Origin of the sequence: Psychroflexus sp. ALD_RP9 (assembly GCF_017311165.1) — a bacterium.
GTDB lineage: Bacteria > Bacteroidota > Bacteroidia > Flavobacteriales > Flavobacteriaceae > Psychroflexus.
Window position 1 is genome coordinate 1,070,582 of sequence record NZ_CP062973.1, and the last position, 16,842, is coordinate 1,087,423.

At 34.6% G+C, this 16,842-nt stretch carries 15 protein-coding genes; 6 read left to right on the forward strand and 9 right to left on the reverse strand.

From position 1 onward, the window contains the following. Positions 1-118: 118 nt before the first annotated feature. Positions 119-1,897 carry an ABC transporter ATP-binding protein gene (locus tag IMZ30_RS05075; RefSeq protein ID WP_207039449.1) on the forward strand — a complete coding sequence of 593 codons (1,779 nt, stop codon included), beginning with the start codon at positions 119-121 and terminating at the stop codon, positions 1,895-1,897. On the opposite strand, the gene IMZ30_RS05080 is transcribed toward IMZ30_RS05075, so the two are convergent. Together IMZ30_RS05080 and IMZ30_RS05085 are read right to left on the reverse strand one after the other, a co-directional pair. Beyond that, positions 1,894-2,535 carry a 2OG-Fe(II) oxygenase gene (locus IMZ30_RS05080; protein ID WP_207039451.1) on the reverse strand — a complete coding sequence of 214 codons (642 nt, stop codon included), beginning with the start codon at positions 2,533-2,535 and terminating at the stop codon, positions 1,894-1,896. The genes IMZ30_RS05075 and IMZ30_RS05080 overlap by 4 nt on opposite strands. Before the next feature lie 70 nt (positions 2,536-2,605). Next, on the reverse strand, positions 2,606-3,478 hold the full coding sequence (locus IMZ30_RS05085; RefSeq protein ID WP_207039452.1) for a ChaN family lipoprotein: 873 nt from the start codon (positions 3,476-3,478) through the stop codon (positions 2,606-2,608). 67 nt (positions 3,479-3,545) lie between these two features. Here IMZ30_RS05085 and IMZ30_RS05090 point away from each other — a divergent pair, with 67 nt between their 5' ends. The 5 genes from IMZ30_RS05090 (at position 3,546) to IMZ30_RS05110 (ending at position 10,890) form a co-directional block, all read left to right on the forward strand. Further along, positions 3,546-5,885, forward strand: coding sequence for a S9 family peptidase (locus IMZ30_RS05090; RefSeq protein ID WP_207039453.1), 2,340 nt, complete (start codon positions 3,546-3,548; stop codon positions 5,883-5,885). Between the two features lie 321 nt (positions 5,886-6,206). After that, positions 6,207-9,632, forward strand: a complete 3,426-nt coding sequence (locus IMZ30_RS05095; RefSeq protein ID WP_207039454.1) for a hypothetical protein — start codon at positions 6,207-6,209, stop codon at positions 9,630-9,632. Positions 9,633-9,704: 72 nt separating this feature from the next. After that, positions 9,705-10,181 (forward strand): hypothetical protein, encoded by a 477-nt coding sequence (locus IMZ30_RS05100; RefSeq protein WP_207039455.1) that lies wholly within the window; start codon positions 9,705-9,707, stop codon positions 10,179-10,181. Between the two features lie 10 nt (positions 10,182-10,191). Beyond that, positions 10,192-10,674, forward strand: coding sequence for a hypothetical protein (locus IMZ30_RS05105; RefSeq protein ID WP_207039456.1), 483 nt, complete (start codon positions 10,192-10,194; stop codon positions 10,672-10,674). Between the two features lie 3 nt (positions 10,675-10,677). Then, positions 10,678-10,890 (forward strand): helix-turn-helix domain-containing protein, encoded by a 213-nt coding sequence (locus IMZ30_RS05110; protein WP_207039457.1) that lies wholly within the window; start codon positions 10,678-10,680, stop codon positions 10,888-10,890. Here the strand turns inward: IMZ30_RS05110 and IMZ30_RS05115 are convergent. The 7 genes from IMZ30_RS05115 to IMZ30_RS05145 all read right to left on the reverse strand — a co-directional run bounded on the left by IMZ30_RS05115 (position 10,887) and on the right by IMZ30_RS05145 (position 16,841). Then, positions 10,887-11,954: an isoaspartyl peptidase/L-asparaginase family protein gene (locus IMZ30_RS05115; RefSeq protein WP_207039458.1), complete on the reverse strand. Its 1,068-nt coding sequence runs from the start codon at positions 11,952-11,954 to the stop codon at positions 10,887-10,889. The two genes, IMZ30_RS05110 and IMZ30_RS05115, sit on opposite strands and share 4 nt — an antisense overlap. 20 nt (positions 11,955-11,974) lie before the next feature. Then, positions 11,975-12,958, reverse strand: a complete 984-nt coding sequence (locus tag IMZ30_RS05120; RefSeq protein ID WP_207039459.1) for a DUF1028 domain-containing protein — start codon at positions 12,956-12,958, stop codon at positions 11,975-11,977. 113 nt (positions 12,959-13,071) lie between these two features. After that, on the reverse strand, positions 13,072-13,485 hold the full coding sequence (locus IMZ30_RS05125) for a DUF6691 family protein (RefSeq protein WP_207039460.1): 414 nt from the start codon (positions 13,483-13,485) through the stop codon (positions 13,072-13,074). A 4-nt stretch (positions 13,486-13,489) separates the two neighbouring features. Next, positions 13,490-14,044, reverse strand: coding sequence for a YeeE/YedE family protein (locus IMZ30_RS05130; protein WP_207039461.1), 555 nt, complete (start codon positions 14,042-14,044; stop codon positions 13,490-13,492). Positions 14,045-14,096: 52 nt separating this feature from the next. Next, on the reverse strand, positions 14,097-15,422 hold the full coding sequence (bioA, locus tag IMZ30_RS05135; protein ID WP_207039462.1) for an adenosylmethionine--8-amino-7-oxononanoate transaminase: 1,326 nt from the start codon (positions 15,420-15,422) through the stop codon (positions 14,097-14,099). After that, complete coding sequence (gene bioD, locus IMZ30_RS05140; RefSeq protein ID WP_207039464.1) at positions 15,419-16,048, reverse strand: dethiobiotin synthase; 630 nt, start codon at positions 16,046-16,048, stop codon at positions 15,419-15,421. Before bioD ends, bioA begins: the two co-directional genes overlap by 4 nt. Before the next feature lie 16 nt (positions 16,049-16,064). Then, positions 16,065-16,841 carry an enoyl-CoA hydratase/isomerase family protein gene (locus IMZ30_RS05145; RefSeq protein ID WP_207039466.1) on the reverse strand — a complete coding sequence of 259 codons (777 nt, stop codon included), beginning with the start codon at positions 16,839-16,841 and terminating at the stop codon, positions 16,065-16,067. Position 16,842: the final 1 nt, after the last annotated feature.

Below are 16,842 nucleotides of genomic sequence, written 5' to 3' on the forward strand. Positions count from 1 at the left end.
TTTACTTAACTACAATAACACAGCAAGCATTAAAAGCAGATTAATGAAGTTTTAAGTGTACTTTATCTTAATAGTTGAATTGAAAATTTAAATTTGCACTTTTAATGTAGCTTTATTTATGGCGAAAAGAAAACCTCAAAACGATCTTCCAAAAGTTAAACTTAGTGCTAGCAACCTAAAACGCTCATTACGACTATTTAGGTATATCGGCCCGCATAAGTGGAAATTAATCATAGGAATGATTTTTCTTGGACTAACTGGTGTTACAGCCTTATTGTTTCCAAAATTAATGGGAGACTTAATTCAAACTGCCGATTTTTCTGTAGAGGATATCAACCGAATGGGATTAATTCTCTTAGGCCTATTTACAGCTCAAGCTGTGTTTTCTTTTTTTAGAGTCGTTTTGTTTGTGAATGTTACCGAAAACATGCTTTCAGCAATCAGGCAAGACACCTACAATAACTTGATTAAAATGCCTATGCAGTTTTTTTCAAGCCGACAAGTTAACGAGTTAAACTCTCGTGTTGCCGCCGATATTTCACAAATTCAAGATACATTTACCACAGGTTTAGCTGAGTTTTTACGCCAAAGTATTATTGTCGTTGGTGGAATTGTAGCACTGTTTTTTACCTCTGTAGAATTATCCTTATTAATGTTAGCAACCATTCCTGTTTTTGCTATTATCGCTGTTTTTTTTGGAAAATTCATTAAAAAATTATCAAAAGCAGCACAAGATAAAGTCGCTGAATCTAACACTATTGTAGGTGAAAGTTTACAAGGTATCAGTAACGTTAAAAGTTTTACAAACGAATGGTTCGAAATTAAACGCTATAAAATATCAGTTAATGAGATTAAATCAATAGCCATTAAAGGTGGTTTGGCTCGTGGTGCATTTTCATCTTTTATCATTTTTTGCATTTTTGGTGCCATTGTACTTCTGGTTTGGCAGGCTGTTAAATTGCAAAATACTGGCGATTTAAGTCAGGCAGATTTAGTCACTTTTATTTTATATACCATTTTTGTAGGTGCTTCAATTGGTGGTTTGCCCATTCAATACGCACAAATACAAAAAGCAATTGGTGCTACTGAACGCGTATTTGATTTAATTGATGAGACTCCTGAATCTATAGAAACTTCAACAGAATCTGAAAAAGGCATCACTGGTAAAATTGAATTCAATCAGGTTAATTTTGCTTATCCGTCAAGAGCTCAATTTCCTGTGTTATCTTCCGTTAGTTTTAAAGCCAATTCTGGAGAAACAATTGCTATTGCTGGCCCGAGTGGCTCAGGGAAGTCAACTTTAGCATCGCTTGTTTTACGATTTTATGAGCCTCAAAAAGGTGAAATTTTATTTGATGGCAAACCAGCTTCAAGCTATGGTTTACATGAATTACGTTCACAAATGGCTATAGTTCCTCAAGATGTGTTGTTATTTGGCGGCAGCATCTTTGAAAATATTGCTTATGGGAAACCAAATGCAAGCAAAAATGAAGTAATTGACGCTGCTAAAAGTGCCAACGCACATGAATTTATTATGGGTTTTCCTGACCAATACAACACTTTAGTTGGTGAACGCGGCGTACAATTATCTGGTGGCCAACGACAACGCGTAGCAATTGCTAGGGCTGTACTTAAAAACCCTAAACTTTTAATTTTAGATGAAGCCACAAGCTCTCTCGATTCTGAATCTGAAAAATTGGTTCAAGAAGCCTTAGACCAATTAATGAAAAACCGAACCTCGATTGTTATTGCGCATCGCCTTTCAACCATAAAAAATGCTGATCAAATTTTGGTCCTCGAAAATGGGCAAATTATAGAAAAAGGTACACATGAAGATTTGCTTCAACAAGAAAATGGGTTGTATAAAAAATTAAGCTCAATTCAATTTGATGCTTAACGTGTTTTTAGCCAACCTGTAATACTAAGTCGCTTTCCGCTATTAACTGTTTTAACTTCATGTTCGAGCAACTGGCTTTCAAAAACGACTAGTCTTCCTGGTTTTGGAATAATTGTTTCAGTAGTGTTTTGGTGGGTATAAATAACTAATTCACCGCCATTTTTAATGCTCCAGTGATGATCATTTAAATACAAAACCATCGATAATTTTCGGCGTTGATCACTTTGAAAGCTGTCTAAATGCCGTTTATAAAATGTGCCTTCAGGATATACGGCATAGTGAAATTCACGATGTAATATCCCCATAAAACAAGTACGGTTGAGGTATTCTATAAAGTGATTAATTTTATTAAAAAAAGCCGCTTCAATGGTGTTTTTAGATTGGTGATTAATCCATTGAATATAATCGCCACGTATAGAGTTAATAATCGTTTCGTTTGTGCGATTACCAATTGCTGCTTTTTTTAAATCGTCTTGTTGATATTTGTCAAGTAATTGTTGCCGAAGTTGATATATCAACTCTGGTTTAAAAAAATGGTCTACACAACTGAAGTGCTTCAATTGTAAATCATTAATAATGGCTTCGTAAGTTGAATTGGTTTCAGCTGAAACTAACTCAGAAAGTAAAGGCTTTGTCATTTATATTACACCATCAATTAAAAAGATGGCGCGCAAAATTACGCTAGAAATGATATATCAAACAATACTTTTAATAAGTTTTCGTGACATCTTCATCTACACAAATAATAAAATTAGCCAGTTGTTTGTTTTCAGCATCAAGCTGGTTAATATTAGCTTGCTCAACAGTTGTAATAGTAAGAATGTTCATTTCAGGTTGATGTTGTTTGAGGTACCAATAAATTCCATCAAAATTATTAGAATGATAACTTCCATTAAAATGTAGGAAAATTTGATTGATTTGTGTGTTTTCTAAAATAAAATGCGCCATCGTAGCGTCTTTAATCGCTTGGGCTTTTACCATATCTATACTTGCATGATCACCCATCATTTCAAGCATAGCTTTATAGCCAGGTAATTCTGGATCAAATTTAATTGGACGTGGCGCAACCCATTTTAGCTGCTTTGGGGTTAAACGATCAAGACTTGAAAAGCCTCCTTTTTTATAAACATCGTTGGCAAATCTTCGCGGAATATTAGTCGCAATAAAGTCAAGTTTATTTTGCTGAGCAAAATCTAATAAGGGTTTGTAATCAGTTTTAAAATTTGGCCATAATTTAATGCTATCTCTAAGTTGTTTCTCATTTAGTTCCTTGCTTAAATAAGCATTAACGGCAGGTTGTTGGTCGGCTTCAAACATTTCTGCACCTAACACCATATTTAAGTTATTTTGGTGTAAATCTTTAGTTACTTCAATTTGTAGCCAATGCGCTACAGCACTATTATGAAACTCTCCGAAGAGGACAACATCAGCAGCAGCTAAACTATCAATCATTTTTTTGTAGTCAAATTTTTCGCCATTTGAATTATAGAGCTGATAAGCTTGTTTATGCTGACTAAAACTTAACTGATTGGCACAAAACACAATCATTATAATTAAACGAAAAGCTGTTTTTGATGTCATAATTTAAATTTTGCTTAAATATAATCGCTTTGCGTATTTTTAAGCCTTCATTTTTAAATAAAATCTCATGAAGCAGTTCTGGTACATTCTATTTTTGGCCGTTTGTTTAACCCAAGCGCAAACACCTTTAAGCGTAGAAAAAATTATGCAAAACCCTAATTGGATGGGCTATTTCCCGAGTGACATAAATTGGGGTCAACAATCTGAAAAGATTTACTTTAATTATAATCCAGAACAAAATGAAACCGATTCTTTGTATTCGTTCAGTTTAAAGCAAGAAATCATCACTGAAGTCAATCCAGCAGATGCATCTCAACTTATACCACAAAACGCTACTACAAACGCTAACCATACTGAAAAAGTATTTACACGTAATGGCAATTTATTTCATTATGTGATTAAAAAAAATCAACAAAAATTATTGTTAGACTTACCTCAACGCATTTCTTCGCCTCAATTTTTAACTAACAATGCTATCGGTTTTGTAATAGATGGAAATGTATTTAAACTAGAACTAGAAAATTTTCAAGTAAAACAATTAAGTTTTTTAACTGAAGGAAAAGCACCTCAAGATCAAGCGCAGTCTAGCGAAAAAGAAGCCTGGTTAAGGTCAGAGAATTTAAAGTTACTCGCTGAAGTTCAACAACAAGTAAAAGCTAAAGAATCTCGTAAAACTTATCGTGAACAAAACAATACTTCTGTAAAACCCTTTTATTTAGGCAATGAACGTGCTTACAATTTTAATATCAGTAAAGATGGACATTACATTAGCTTTCAAACTTATGTGCCAAGTTCTAGTAAAATGACTTCAGTTCCTGATTTTATTGATGCCTCAGGTTATACTAAAAACTTGCCAGCCCGATCTAAAGTTGGCGATCAAGATCGTAAAACAGCCTTGTATCTTTATCATACCAAAACACATAAAGTTACAAAAATAGACCCAACCAACTTACCTGAAATTTCGCAATTACCTAAATACACAAAAGATTACCCTAATCGCGAATGGAAAGAAGACCCAAGACCTGTTACCTATTCTGAAGTTTATTTTTCAGGTAACTCAAAACAAGCTGTGGTAGATATTAGAACACAAGATAACAAAGATCGCTACATCAGTTTAATTAATTTAAAAACTGGACAATTAGAAGTATTAGACCATCAACATGACGAAGCTTGGATTGGTGGCCCAGGAATAAATGCTTATTACAATGGCGGTATTTTAGGTTGGTTGCCAGACCACCAACACATTTATTACCAATCTGAAGCAAGTGGGTTTTCACACTTATACCTTCATAATACCTACAACAAACAGCAAACTGCTTTAACCAAAGGTGAATATGAAGTGTTTAATCCGAAACTCTCTAAGAACGGTAAACATTGGTACTTCACTTCATCAAAAATACATCCTGGCGAACGCCACTATTACCAAATGCCAGTTTTTGGTGGAGAACAAAAACAACTTACCCAAATGAAAGGTCGCAACGAAGTGAGCTTATCTCCAGACGAAAAATACTTAGCCATTAGATATTCTAATTCAAATACGCCTTGGGAGTTGTATTTAAAACGCAATCGCTCGAATGCTAAAGCAAAAAAGCTTACTGATGGGCAGTCTGACGCGTTTAAAGCTTATAATTGGCGAACACCAAAATTAATTCAATTCACAGCGCAAGATGGTCAAAAACCATACGCAAGATTATACCAACCAAAAACTGAGCAAGCTAACAATGCTGCTGTTATTTTTGTGCATGGTGCTGGCTACTTACAAAATGCCCACCATTGGTGGTCTAGCTATTTTAGAGAATATATGTTTCATAACCTTTTAGCTGATTTAGGTTACACCGTATTAGATATAGATTATCGAGGAAGCGCTGGCTATGGGCGTGATTGGCGAACAGGAATTTACCGTCACATGGGCGGAAAAGATCTGGATGACCATGTTGATGGTGCTAAATATTTAGTTGAAAATTACAATATTAACCCTGATAAAATTGGCATTTACGGCGGAAGCTATGGTGGCTTTATCACTTTAATGGCATTATTTAACGAAGCTGAAAGTTTTGCTGCAGGAGCAGCTTTACGTTCTGTAACCGATTGGGCGCATTACAATCATACCTACACCAAAAATATATTAAATGAGCCTCATCTAGACCCAATAGCCTACAGGCGTTCATCACCTATTTACTTTGCTGAAGGTTTAGAAGACCCATTATTAATCGCTCACGGTATGGTAGATACAAACGTGCATTTTCAAGATGTGGTGAGGCTAGCACAACGCTTAATTGAATTAAAAAAAGAAAATTGGGAAATGGCTGTTTTTCCAATTGAAGGTCACGGTTTTACTCAACCAACTAGTTGGACAGATGAGTATAAGCGCATTTTAAAACTTTTTGAAACAACAATTGGTCAATAACAATTATCTGAAAAAGTTGTAACTAACTTTATGATAGCTACAACTTAAAAAGCAAAAAACTAAAGTTTACAAAGGCGTTTAAATTTTCAAATCGATTTTTTGTAAGGTCAATACTTGATAAACCGTATTTTCGTTCTTATACCAAGTATTCTATGAAATGAGATAAAAAGAAATTGAATTATAATTGTCTTAATCGAGGCAAAAAAATTAAGCATAGCCTAAGCTAGGTTTCATTTTTTTAACGAAGAGAAAAGCAATTAAAAACTGTTTATTTGTCTTATTTTATGGAATATTTGGTACTATAAAGCGATGCTAACTAAAATGCGGTTATTTTTAGGCTTACTTTTAAGTTTTATCATGTGCAACACTTATGCGCAAGACAAAACTTCATACCGCTTTTTTTCTAAGGAAATTACCACCGCAGAACGCATTAAAATAGATAGTGTTAGCATTTCTTCTTATCAATTTCAACTGAAATACTTAGATGGTAAAACAGTTTCAAATGAATTATATCAAGTTAATTTTTCTCAAGCTGAACTTCGGTTAAAGCCAAGCTTGGTTCAAAAAGCTTCAAAATTATATATTTATTATGCACGATACCCAAAATTACTTTATTTAAATACCACCGCTGTAGATTCAAGTTATATCATACCTAATTCGGCTAATACAGAAACAAAACTTGTTGACCTTCAACTACAAACACCAAAAGCAAAACTTAAAAATCCATTTTCAGGCTTACAAACATCAGGTAACCTTTCACGCTCTTTAGTTGTTGGTAATAATCAAAATGCTGTAGTACAATCTGAATTAGACCTTCAAATTTCGGGTGAATTAGCAAATAATTTACGAATAAATGCTTCTATTAGAGATGCCAATTTACCTTCTCAAGCTGGTGGATATACTCAGAATTTAAATGAGTTTGATCAAATTTTTATCGAAGTTGAAGCTAAAAATTGGGCAATTCGTGCTGGTGATATTGATTTGTACTCTGAGTCACGCTTTGCCGCCTACACCAAACGTGTACAAGGTTTAAGGTTAAAAGCCAATTTTGATGATGAAGGTTCTAATGCTGCATTTGCGGCGGCAGCTCTGGTTCGCGGTGTGTTTAAACGTAGCGAAATTCAGGCTCAAGAAGGTAATCAAGGCCCATATAAACTTGTTGGTAATAATGGTGAACAATTTATTTTAATTGTTTCAGGAAGTGAGTCGGTTTTTGTTAATGGCACTAAACTTAAGCGAGGTGAAAATGCCGACTATATCATAGATTATAATGCTGGTGAAGTAATTTTTAACGCTAATTATCCTATAGACTCACGCATGAGAATTATAGTTGAGTATCAAGTTGCCGAACAAAATTTTTCACGTGTTATAGCTACAACTGGCGGTCAATTAGAGACTAAACAACTTCGTTTAGCAGCATCAGTTTATCATGAAAGTGATCTAAAAAATCAACCTTTACAGCAGTCGCTCACCGAAACGCAAGTGAATTTTTTACAGATGGCTGGTGACGACCAAAGCCTGATGTTTGCGCCAAGTGCCACACCAGCAGAATACAATGAAAACCGTATTTTGTACAAACAAGAAAATTTAAATGGCGAAGTTATTTACGTATTTTCAAACAATCCCGAAGACGAGCTTTTTAATGTTCGCTTTACGAATGTTGGCGAAAACCAAGGTAATTATGTCGTTAGCGATCAAGAAGCTATCTCCACAATTTTTGAATATGTAGCTCCTATTAATGGTATACCGCAAGGTAGTTATGAGCCAATTATACGTTTAATTGCACCTACACGGCTTCAAATTGGAAATATAAGCGGAAGTTACCAAACCTTTGAACATCAAGATATTAAATTTGAACTTTCAGCTAGCCGAAATGATGAAAATTTATTTTCAACTTTAGATGATGAAAATAATGAAGGTATTGCAGCTCATGTAGAACTTAATCAAAGCCTTTTAACGGCTGATTCTTTAAATCCACATGACTTGAAATTAACGGGAGAAATTGACTTTATTGATCAAAATTACCAAAGTATTGAACGCTTGTACAATGTTGAGTTTAATCGAGATTGGAATATTGATACGCCCTTAAATGCGAAACAAAATTATTATAAAATCGGTGGTGCTTACAATTTTAACGCTCAGTTAAAAGCTAAGTATGCCTTTGAGAAGCTTCAATTTGGTGAATTTTATGATGGTCAAAAGCATATCTTTTCAACTCAGTCACAATTTAAAAAACTTCAGTTTAATGCGCGCGGTAGTTATTTAGAAACTGAAGGCCAATCCCTTGAAACTGAATTCTTTCGTTTGTTTTCTTCAGCTGAGTATAGCTTAAATAAAACTTGGTTAGGTACAAGCTTTGATACTGAACGTAATGAATTACTTGATGTTGAAACACAAGAATACTCTAATTTAAGTCAACGTTTTGCAGCTTATTCGGCTTATGTTGGTGTTGGCGACAGTACTAAAGTTTACAGCAAGTTATCTTATACGTTTCGAGAAAATGACAGTTTACGACAAAATAATTTACAACGTGTTAATTCGTCTCATAATTTAAGTCTTGAAAGTACACTTATCAAACAAAAAAACACCAATTTAAGTCTATTTGGACGCTGGAGAAAACTACAATTTAACCAGCAAAATATTCCTGACGAAACTTCTGTCAATGGTCGTTTACGCTATACACAAAGTCTGTTTAACTCGGCATTAAATTTAACCACAGCTTATGAAACTAATAGTGGAAACATTGCCCGACAAGCCTTTACATACGTTGAAGTTGAACCAGGTCAAGGACAATATACGTGGATTGATTATAATGCTAATGAAATTCAAGAATTGAACGAGTTTGAAGTTGCTCAATTTCAGGACCAAGCACGTTATATTAGAGTTTTACTTCCTAATCAAAATTTTGTGCGTACTAACCGAAACCGTTTTAGCCAACAGGTGCAAGTCGATTTTAAGCGCTTTGCTAACTCAGAACATCCCTTAAAGTTTTTAAGTCATTTTTATAATCAAACTAGCTTAATTATTGATCAGCAATTAGAACGCGATGGTTCAGGAATTAAATTAAATCCGTTTACTTCATCGGGAGAGCAATTAATTGGTCAAAATAATGTTTTTAGAAATAGCTTATTTTTTAATAGAGGATTACGCAGGTTTAGCACCACTTATAACTTCAACCTCAGCGAAAGTAAAAATTTATTAATTGTCGGTTTACAAAGTCAATTAAACCGTTTGCACGAGCTTCAATTTCAACATGAAATTAAAGAGTTGTGGTTATTTACTCTTAATCAAAAACTTACTCAAAGTGAGCAAGCTTCAGCTAATTTTGATAATCGAAATTTTAAAATAAATGGTTTACAAATTTCGCCTAAGTTTTCATATTTACCTGCAGGAAACAAACAATTTGATGTGTTTTATAGTTTTAAGAATGCTGAAACTAGTTTAGGAGAATTTGCGCTTTTAGAGCAGCATGAGTTGGGTTTAAGTTTTAATGTCAATAACCAACAAAAATACAGTCTACGTGGTGAGTTGAAATACATAAAAAATGCTTTTGAAGGAAATGCCAATTCTCCTGTTGCCTTTCAGTTATTAGAAGGTTTGCAGCCTGATGATAATTTTACATGGTCGTTATTTTTACAAAAAAGGCTTAGTAATTTTTTAGATGTTAATATTAACTATCTAGGCAGAAAAACACCTCAAAATGCAACAATTCATACTGGGAATATTCAGTTAAGAGCTTTCTTTTAATTTTTATTTATTTGTTATTGTTTTTCAATAACGATTAATATATTTGTTATTGAAAAACAATAATTATCATTCATGAAAACAAGTTTAAATTTACTTTATGCTGGAGTTCAGTTTTTACGCCTGATTTTAAGTGCTTGTATAGTGGTTTATACCTATTTATTTTTTAATGATATTGATGACATGTTAACATCAAATTTACGCTTTGCCTTAATTAGCTTACCTGTTTTTATATTTTGGGTATTTGCATTTAGCGCTTTAAATAATATTGTACCAGTTATAAAACGCTGTCTTAATCAAGATTTTTTTGCTCCAGAAAATGCCAGCTCAATTCGCTTTTTAGCCTATATTTTAATCATTTATGCGATTGGTTCACCTATTTTAAATTTTGTCTTTAAAGTAATTGAACTTGGTAAATTTGAGCTAAGCTTAGCCCTTGATATAGAACATGCCTTTGTAAGTCATTTTGCATTAGGGCTCATTTTATTGATATTAGCTCAAATCATAAACCGTGGTAGAACGCTAGAAATCGACCAAAAATTTACCATTTAATTTTAATATTATGTTTAAAAAAGCAAGCTTTAAACTCATTTTTGATATTTTATTTTACATGGTAATTCTAGATACAGCTTCAACTTTAATCATAAGTTTAATTAGTTTGTTTTCGACCAATAATGTTACTGAACCTTTTGTAGATTATCCTATATTTTTTACAAGTAATCTTGTATTTTCAGTGGTCTTTGTGTTTGTTGCTTTTCATTTAAGAAAAGTTGCGCAGCTTTTTATTGTTAATGGTGAGTTTAAATCTTTAAGTTTAGTTAAGCATCTTAAACGCTGTGGGCAATGTTTAGTGGTTCTAGGTTTAAGTTTAATGGCTAAATATCTTACTTCACCAAATATTATTGAAATTGCTTCAGAAAAAGTTGATGCATCTAATTCTGTTCTTAACTTATTAATTATTGTAATTGGTTTAAGCTTTATTCGCCTTAGTAAAATGCTTAAATTATCTATTGAAGCCAAACAAGCACAAGATTTAACGATTTAAGCTATGCCCATAAAAATTAATTTAGACCAATTACTTAAAGAGCGTAACATGCAATCGGTAGATTTAGCTAATGCCATTGGCATTACTAAAGCTAACTTATCAATTTTAAAAACAGGCAAAGCTAAAGCTGTACGGTTTACAACACTTGAAAACATATGTCAAGTTTTAGAGTGCCAACCTGGCGACATATTAGAATATGTAAAAGAAGTGACCTAGTCTTTATACATTTTTACTACTATTTCACCTTTCGCATTCATTGAAGCGCGATACATCCCTGGCGTATTAAATTCCATACTCATTTGTCCTGATTTATCAATCCCTATAATCCCGCCATTACCACCTAAGTTTGGTAGCTTTTCTTGAATAACTTTTTGGCTCGCTTGGTTTAAAGACTCACCTAAATACTCCATTCGTGCAGAAATATCATAAGCCACAGCACCACGTATAAAAAATTCGCCCCAACCCGTAGCTGAAATGGCACAAGTGTTATTATTAGCGTAGGTTCCTGCACCGATAATAGGCGAATCACCAATTCGACCCCATTTTTTATTAGTCATACCTCCAGTTGAAGTTCCTGCAGCTAAATTTCCATTTTGATCTAAAGCCACACAACCGACTGTTCCAAATTTCGTATCATCTATAAAACTATCGGTATAAGCTGTTTTTTCTTTGTTTTTTACCCGTTGCAAAACATCAAAACGGTCTTGAGTAAAAAAATAGCTCGGATCAACAATTTCTATGCCTTGGTCTGCGGCAAACTGCTCAGCACCTTTTCCTGAAAGTAGAACATGTGGAGAATTTTTCATCACCTCAAAAGCAAGTTTAATCGGGTTTTTAACCGTTTCTACACCAGCAACCGCACCAGCATTTCGTGTTTGGCCTTCCATAATCGAAGCATCTAGCGAATTTTTCTCATCATTTGTAAAAACAGCACCTTTAGCAGAATTAAATAATGATGAGTCTTCCATAATCACAATACTTGCCTGCACAGCATCGATAGCACTACCACCATTCTTTAAAATTTCATGTCCAGCCACAACCGCTTCAGTTAATTTTGCTTCATAGACTTTTTGTAAAGAATCGGTCATATTTTCGCGTGTAATTGTACCTGCACCACCATGAATAACAATTCCGAATGTTTGTGAAGCATTTTCTTTTTCTATGGAATTTGAATTTAACGATTTAGCTTCGGTTGGTTCTGAATTTTGACAACCGACTAAAAATAGACCTACTATTAAGCTTAAAAGCTTAGGGTTGAAGTTAAGTTGTAAAGTCTTCATTATTTTCATTTCAGTTAAAATTATAGGTTTAATAAATAGCTTAATGCTTGTTCGTCGATTTGAAGAAGTTCGGCGTCTGGTAAGCGTTTTAACAAAGTTTGCCAGTTTTTATCAATCTCAAAAATGCGTTCAAATATTGGGACTGATGTTTTAACATCTCCCGAATTGGCTAGTGCTACAGCTTTCCAGAATTTCATTTCAAGATTTGTTGGCTCAAGAGCTTCAGCTTTTGAGTAAGCCTCTAAAGCTGCTTTAATATCATTGTTTTCCATCGCAACATCGCCTTGATTCATATAATCATAGGCGCGGTGAACTTTAAGTAAACGTTCAAGTTCTGCGATAGGTGTTTTATGGTCATCTACTCTTAAATCAATACGTTTGTCGTCCCAAGGTTGCTTTGTTTTAGTTGAACCAACAACAATCAAAGCAGCCGATTGCTTTCCACGAATATCGCCGCCAGCGGCTTGCGCTGCTTTCATAGCTTTAACAACACGCTCAGCTAAAGCTAAGTTTTTATGATTTTTAAAAGCCTCATACATTTTTTCAACAACGGTTTCATTAAGCATCATATTAGCTTGTACTGAAAAGTTATCTCCAATTTTATGCTGTGCATGAGCGATACATTTTTGCCCCGTATGAACGGCAATTTCACCCTTAACGTTTAAAATAGCAACTTGTCTAAAAGCCTGAGCTTGATCTTTTTGCTTAAGTTTTTCAAGGGCTTTTTTTGGTGAGTAGTTTTGTTCAAGAAGTTGTAAACCTTCATAACCATAGCGTTCACTCACAAAAGATTGAGTCGCCACAACACCAACGCCCGATTTTCCCCAAGGTACGACTGAGCCAACAGAAAACCAATGGCTTTGTACACCAACAGCCATTTCTCCAGTTTCAGCATCACGTGCTATAATAGAAAAAGTATGAGCAAAGGGATCTTTAATCGGTATCTGTTGAGAAAAAGAAAAAACGGTGTAAAAAAAACAGACTAAGGCAATACAGTTTTTCATGTTCTTAGGTTTTGCCCTAAGTTACAATTTTAAATTGAATTGCCTCATAAAAGTTAACTAGCTCCTGCTACAAAGTTCTTTTAAAAATATATAAAAATAAGGCTATCTATGGTTTAATGCGGTAATTTACTTTTAAGTACACCGTAAACAAATGTTCCTAAAATAGCACTTCCAACAACCACTAAAATAGGCAAGTATCCGGCACCAATTAATACATACATAGGTCCTGGACAAGCACCAGCCAACGCCCAACCTAAACCAAATAAAATTCCGCCTAAAATATATCTCCAAAAAGATTTTGCTTTTGGCTGTAAATGCATGTCAGCTCCGTTTAAGGCTTTAATTTTATTACGCTTTATGAGTTGAACACCTACAACACCAATAGCTAAAGCCGAGCCGATAATGCCATACATATGGAAAGAGCCAAATTCGAACATTTCGTAAATTCTAAACCACGAAGCAGCTTCTGATTTATACATTACAATTCCAAAAAAGACACCAACGATTAAATATATTATTGATTTCATAGCTTTAAAATATTAAAGGAAAAATTAAATGAATCATTACCAAACCACCAATAAAAAACCCTATCATCGAAATAAGAGATGGTAATTGAAGGTTACTAAGACCTGAAATAGCATGACCAGAAGTACAGCCACCAGCATATCTTGCGCCAAACCCTACCAAAAAGCCACCTATAATTAAAATAGCTAAGACTTTAGGATCGCTTAGGGCTTCTGCTGAAAAAAGTTCTTCAGGCAAATAGGCGTCATCAGCACTTTCAATACCATAGGTTTGAAGTGTTTGGGCAACATCATCATTAATGTTAACAGAATTGTTTGACAAGTAATTATTAGCTAAAAATCCACCAATTATAGCACCAACCACAACTATTAAATTCCAACGTTGTGTTTTCCAATCAAACTTAAAAAAATCTGCTACTTTTCCTGCGCCTCCAATTGTACAAGCAGTTCTCAGGTTTGATGACATTCCGAAATTCTTGCCTAAAAACAATAAAATAAACATGGTCAAGGCAATTAAAGGCCCAGAAATATACCAAGGCCAAGGTTCATAAATCCAATTCATAGTTATAGGTTTTTTGCAAATAAAGTAATCCAATTAAGTATTGAATGTAACCTTAGTTACGTTTTTCTTGTAGAAGTTTTAAAGCTTTACTAATACTAGCATAAATTTTTGCTAACTCATTGTTATTAATGACAAAAGGCGGCAAACAGTAAATGGTTTGGCCTAATGGTCTTAAAAAAACGCCTTGTTCCATGAAAAATTGAAATAGCCAATTGCGTTCTTTTCCATAGCGTGACATTTCTATATTAAGATCTAAAGCGAAAATAACGCCTAAATGTCTTACAGACTTTACCAAAGGATGTTGCTCAATTTGACAAGCAAAAGCTTTGTGCTGTTCAGCTATTTCAACAATTTGTTTTTGAATAGCATCACTTTTGAGCAATTTTATACTTGCAGTAGCTGCAGCACAAGCTAAAGGATTTCCGGTATAGGTATGGCCATGAAATAAGCCCTTAGCGATATCATTATCATAAAAAGCCTTATAAATTTTCTTGGTACAAGAGGTTAAACCCATTGGCACCATTCCGGCGCTTAAGGCCTTACTAAAACACATAATATCAGGCTTGGTTTTTACTTGATCTGATGCAAAAAAAGTTCCTGTTTTACCAAAACCCGTCATAACTTCATCTGCAATGCAAATAATATTTGCTTTTTTACAACGCTTTAAAATTTCATCTAAAGCTTTGACATCGTAGATTTTCATAGCTGCCGCACCTTGAACTATAGGTTCATAAATAAAACCAGCAATATCTTCTTTTGCAATAAGCTGGTCTAGTTGAGCTAATACAGCTGCGTTATTGTGACCTTCAGGACGCGGTATACGAACCACTTTTATAAAATGATCTTCAAATGCGCCATTATAAACTGATAAGCCAGAAACTGACATCGCCCCAAAGGTATCACCATGAAAACCTTCTTCTAAAGCCAGCATAACCTGGCGCTTTTGGCCTTGATTGTGGTGATATTGCAAGGCCATTTTAATACCAATTTCGGTAGCAGTTGAACCATTATCATTAAAAAATAATTTTTGCTGATTAGATGGTAAAATATCTAAAAGCGCTTCAGCCAGATTTACAGCTGGCTCATGTGTAAAACCACTAAAAACAATTTGATCAAGCGTTTGCATTTGATGATGAACCGCCTCAATAATTTCGGGATGGCAATGCCCAAACATACTTGTGTACCAAGAGGCAATCCCGTCGATGTAAGATTTACCGGATTCATCGGTTAACCAAACGCCTTTGGCCTTTTTTATCGCTAACATCTTACCGCTAGTTTTATGTTGCGTTAAAGGATGCCAAATATGCTTTGCATCACGTGCGGAAATTGATGGGTTTGGCTGAAATAATTTTGAGATATGCTCTAGCGTCGAATTCATGAAGTTGAGTTCAGTTGTTGCAAGTTTTTGCTGAAGGTTCTAGCGTAGGATTGAATGACTTCAGGTGTAATTTCGGCTTCATTATTAATTCTACCAATAACATTTAATGGAAATCGCTCTAAAATAATCGACTCGGTTGAAGGGTTTTCGTCACCATTAAATAGCAAATGTATATGTTTAAATCCTTTAAACTTCAAATACTCTAAAGTTAATAATGTATGGTTAATACTACCTAAATAATGCCGAGAAACAACAACAATATGGTCTTTCTCTTTTGCTAGGTCTATTACATTTTCGGTGTTATTCACCGGCACTAAAATACCACCAGCACCTTCAATAACTAAATGATTAGTGGTGTTTGGGCGATTAATTTGATTCAATTGAATTTGAACTTGATCAATTTCAGCTGCGGCATGCGGACTCATTGGCGTTTGTAAAGCGTGTGCATTATCAAAAAACTGAGATTGAGCGTTGCTTACCAAGCGCTTTACTTTATGTGTGTCTGAATTGTTTAAATCACCTGCTTGAATAGGTTTCCAATAGTCGGCTTTTAGAGCTTCAGTAATGATAGCTGCCGCTACCGTTTTGCCAACATCAGTGCCAATACCTGTAACGAAAATTGTCATTTTTAAAAGCTTCTTTTTAATTAAAATCAGGCTTGCGTTTATTGAGGAAAGCTTGTGTTCCTTCAGCAAAATCGTCTGTGCCAAAGGCTTCTCCAAAAGCTTTGATTTCAGTTTCAAAACCATTGGTACCATCTTCATAATTCGCATTAACCGCTTTAATTGCTGCGGCAATTGCTTGACTAGAATTATTCATAATTTTATGCGCTAATTTTTCGGCAAGATCAAGCAACTCAGTTGGTGTGGTAACGTGATTAACTAAGCCATAGTCTTTAGCAGTTTTAGCATCAATCATGCCTGCGGTCATAATCATTTCCATCGCACGACCTTTACCTACTAATTGAGGTAAACGTTGCGTGCCACCATAACCAGGAATAACTCCTAAAGAAGTTTCAGGTAAACCCATTTTAGCATTTTCGCTGGCAACTCTAAAATGTGCAGCCATCGCTAATTCTAATCCGCCGCCTAATGCAAATCCGTTAATGGCTGCAATCACAGGTTTAGGAAAATTCGCGATATAGTCAAATACAATTTCTTGGCCTTTTGCCGCTAAATCGGTGCCTTCTGCAACATTATAATCTGCAAACTCTGAAATATCGGCACCAGCAACAAAAGCTTTTTCGCCACTTCCGGTTAAAATAACAACACGTACGTTAGCTTGGTCTTTTAAATGTTTAAATGCCGTGTGAATCTCCTGAATGGTTTCACGATTTAATGCATTTAGCTTTTTTGGACGTGCAATAGCTAATGTGGCTATGGCATCTTTAATATTGAGTTCTAGGTTTTGAAAATTCATA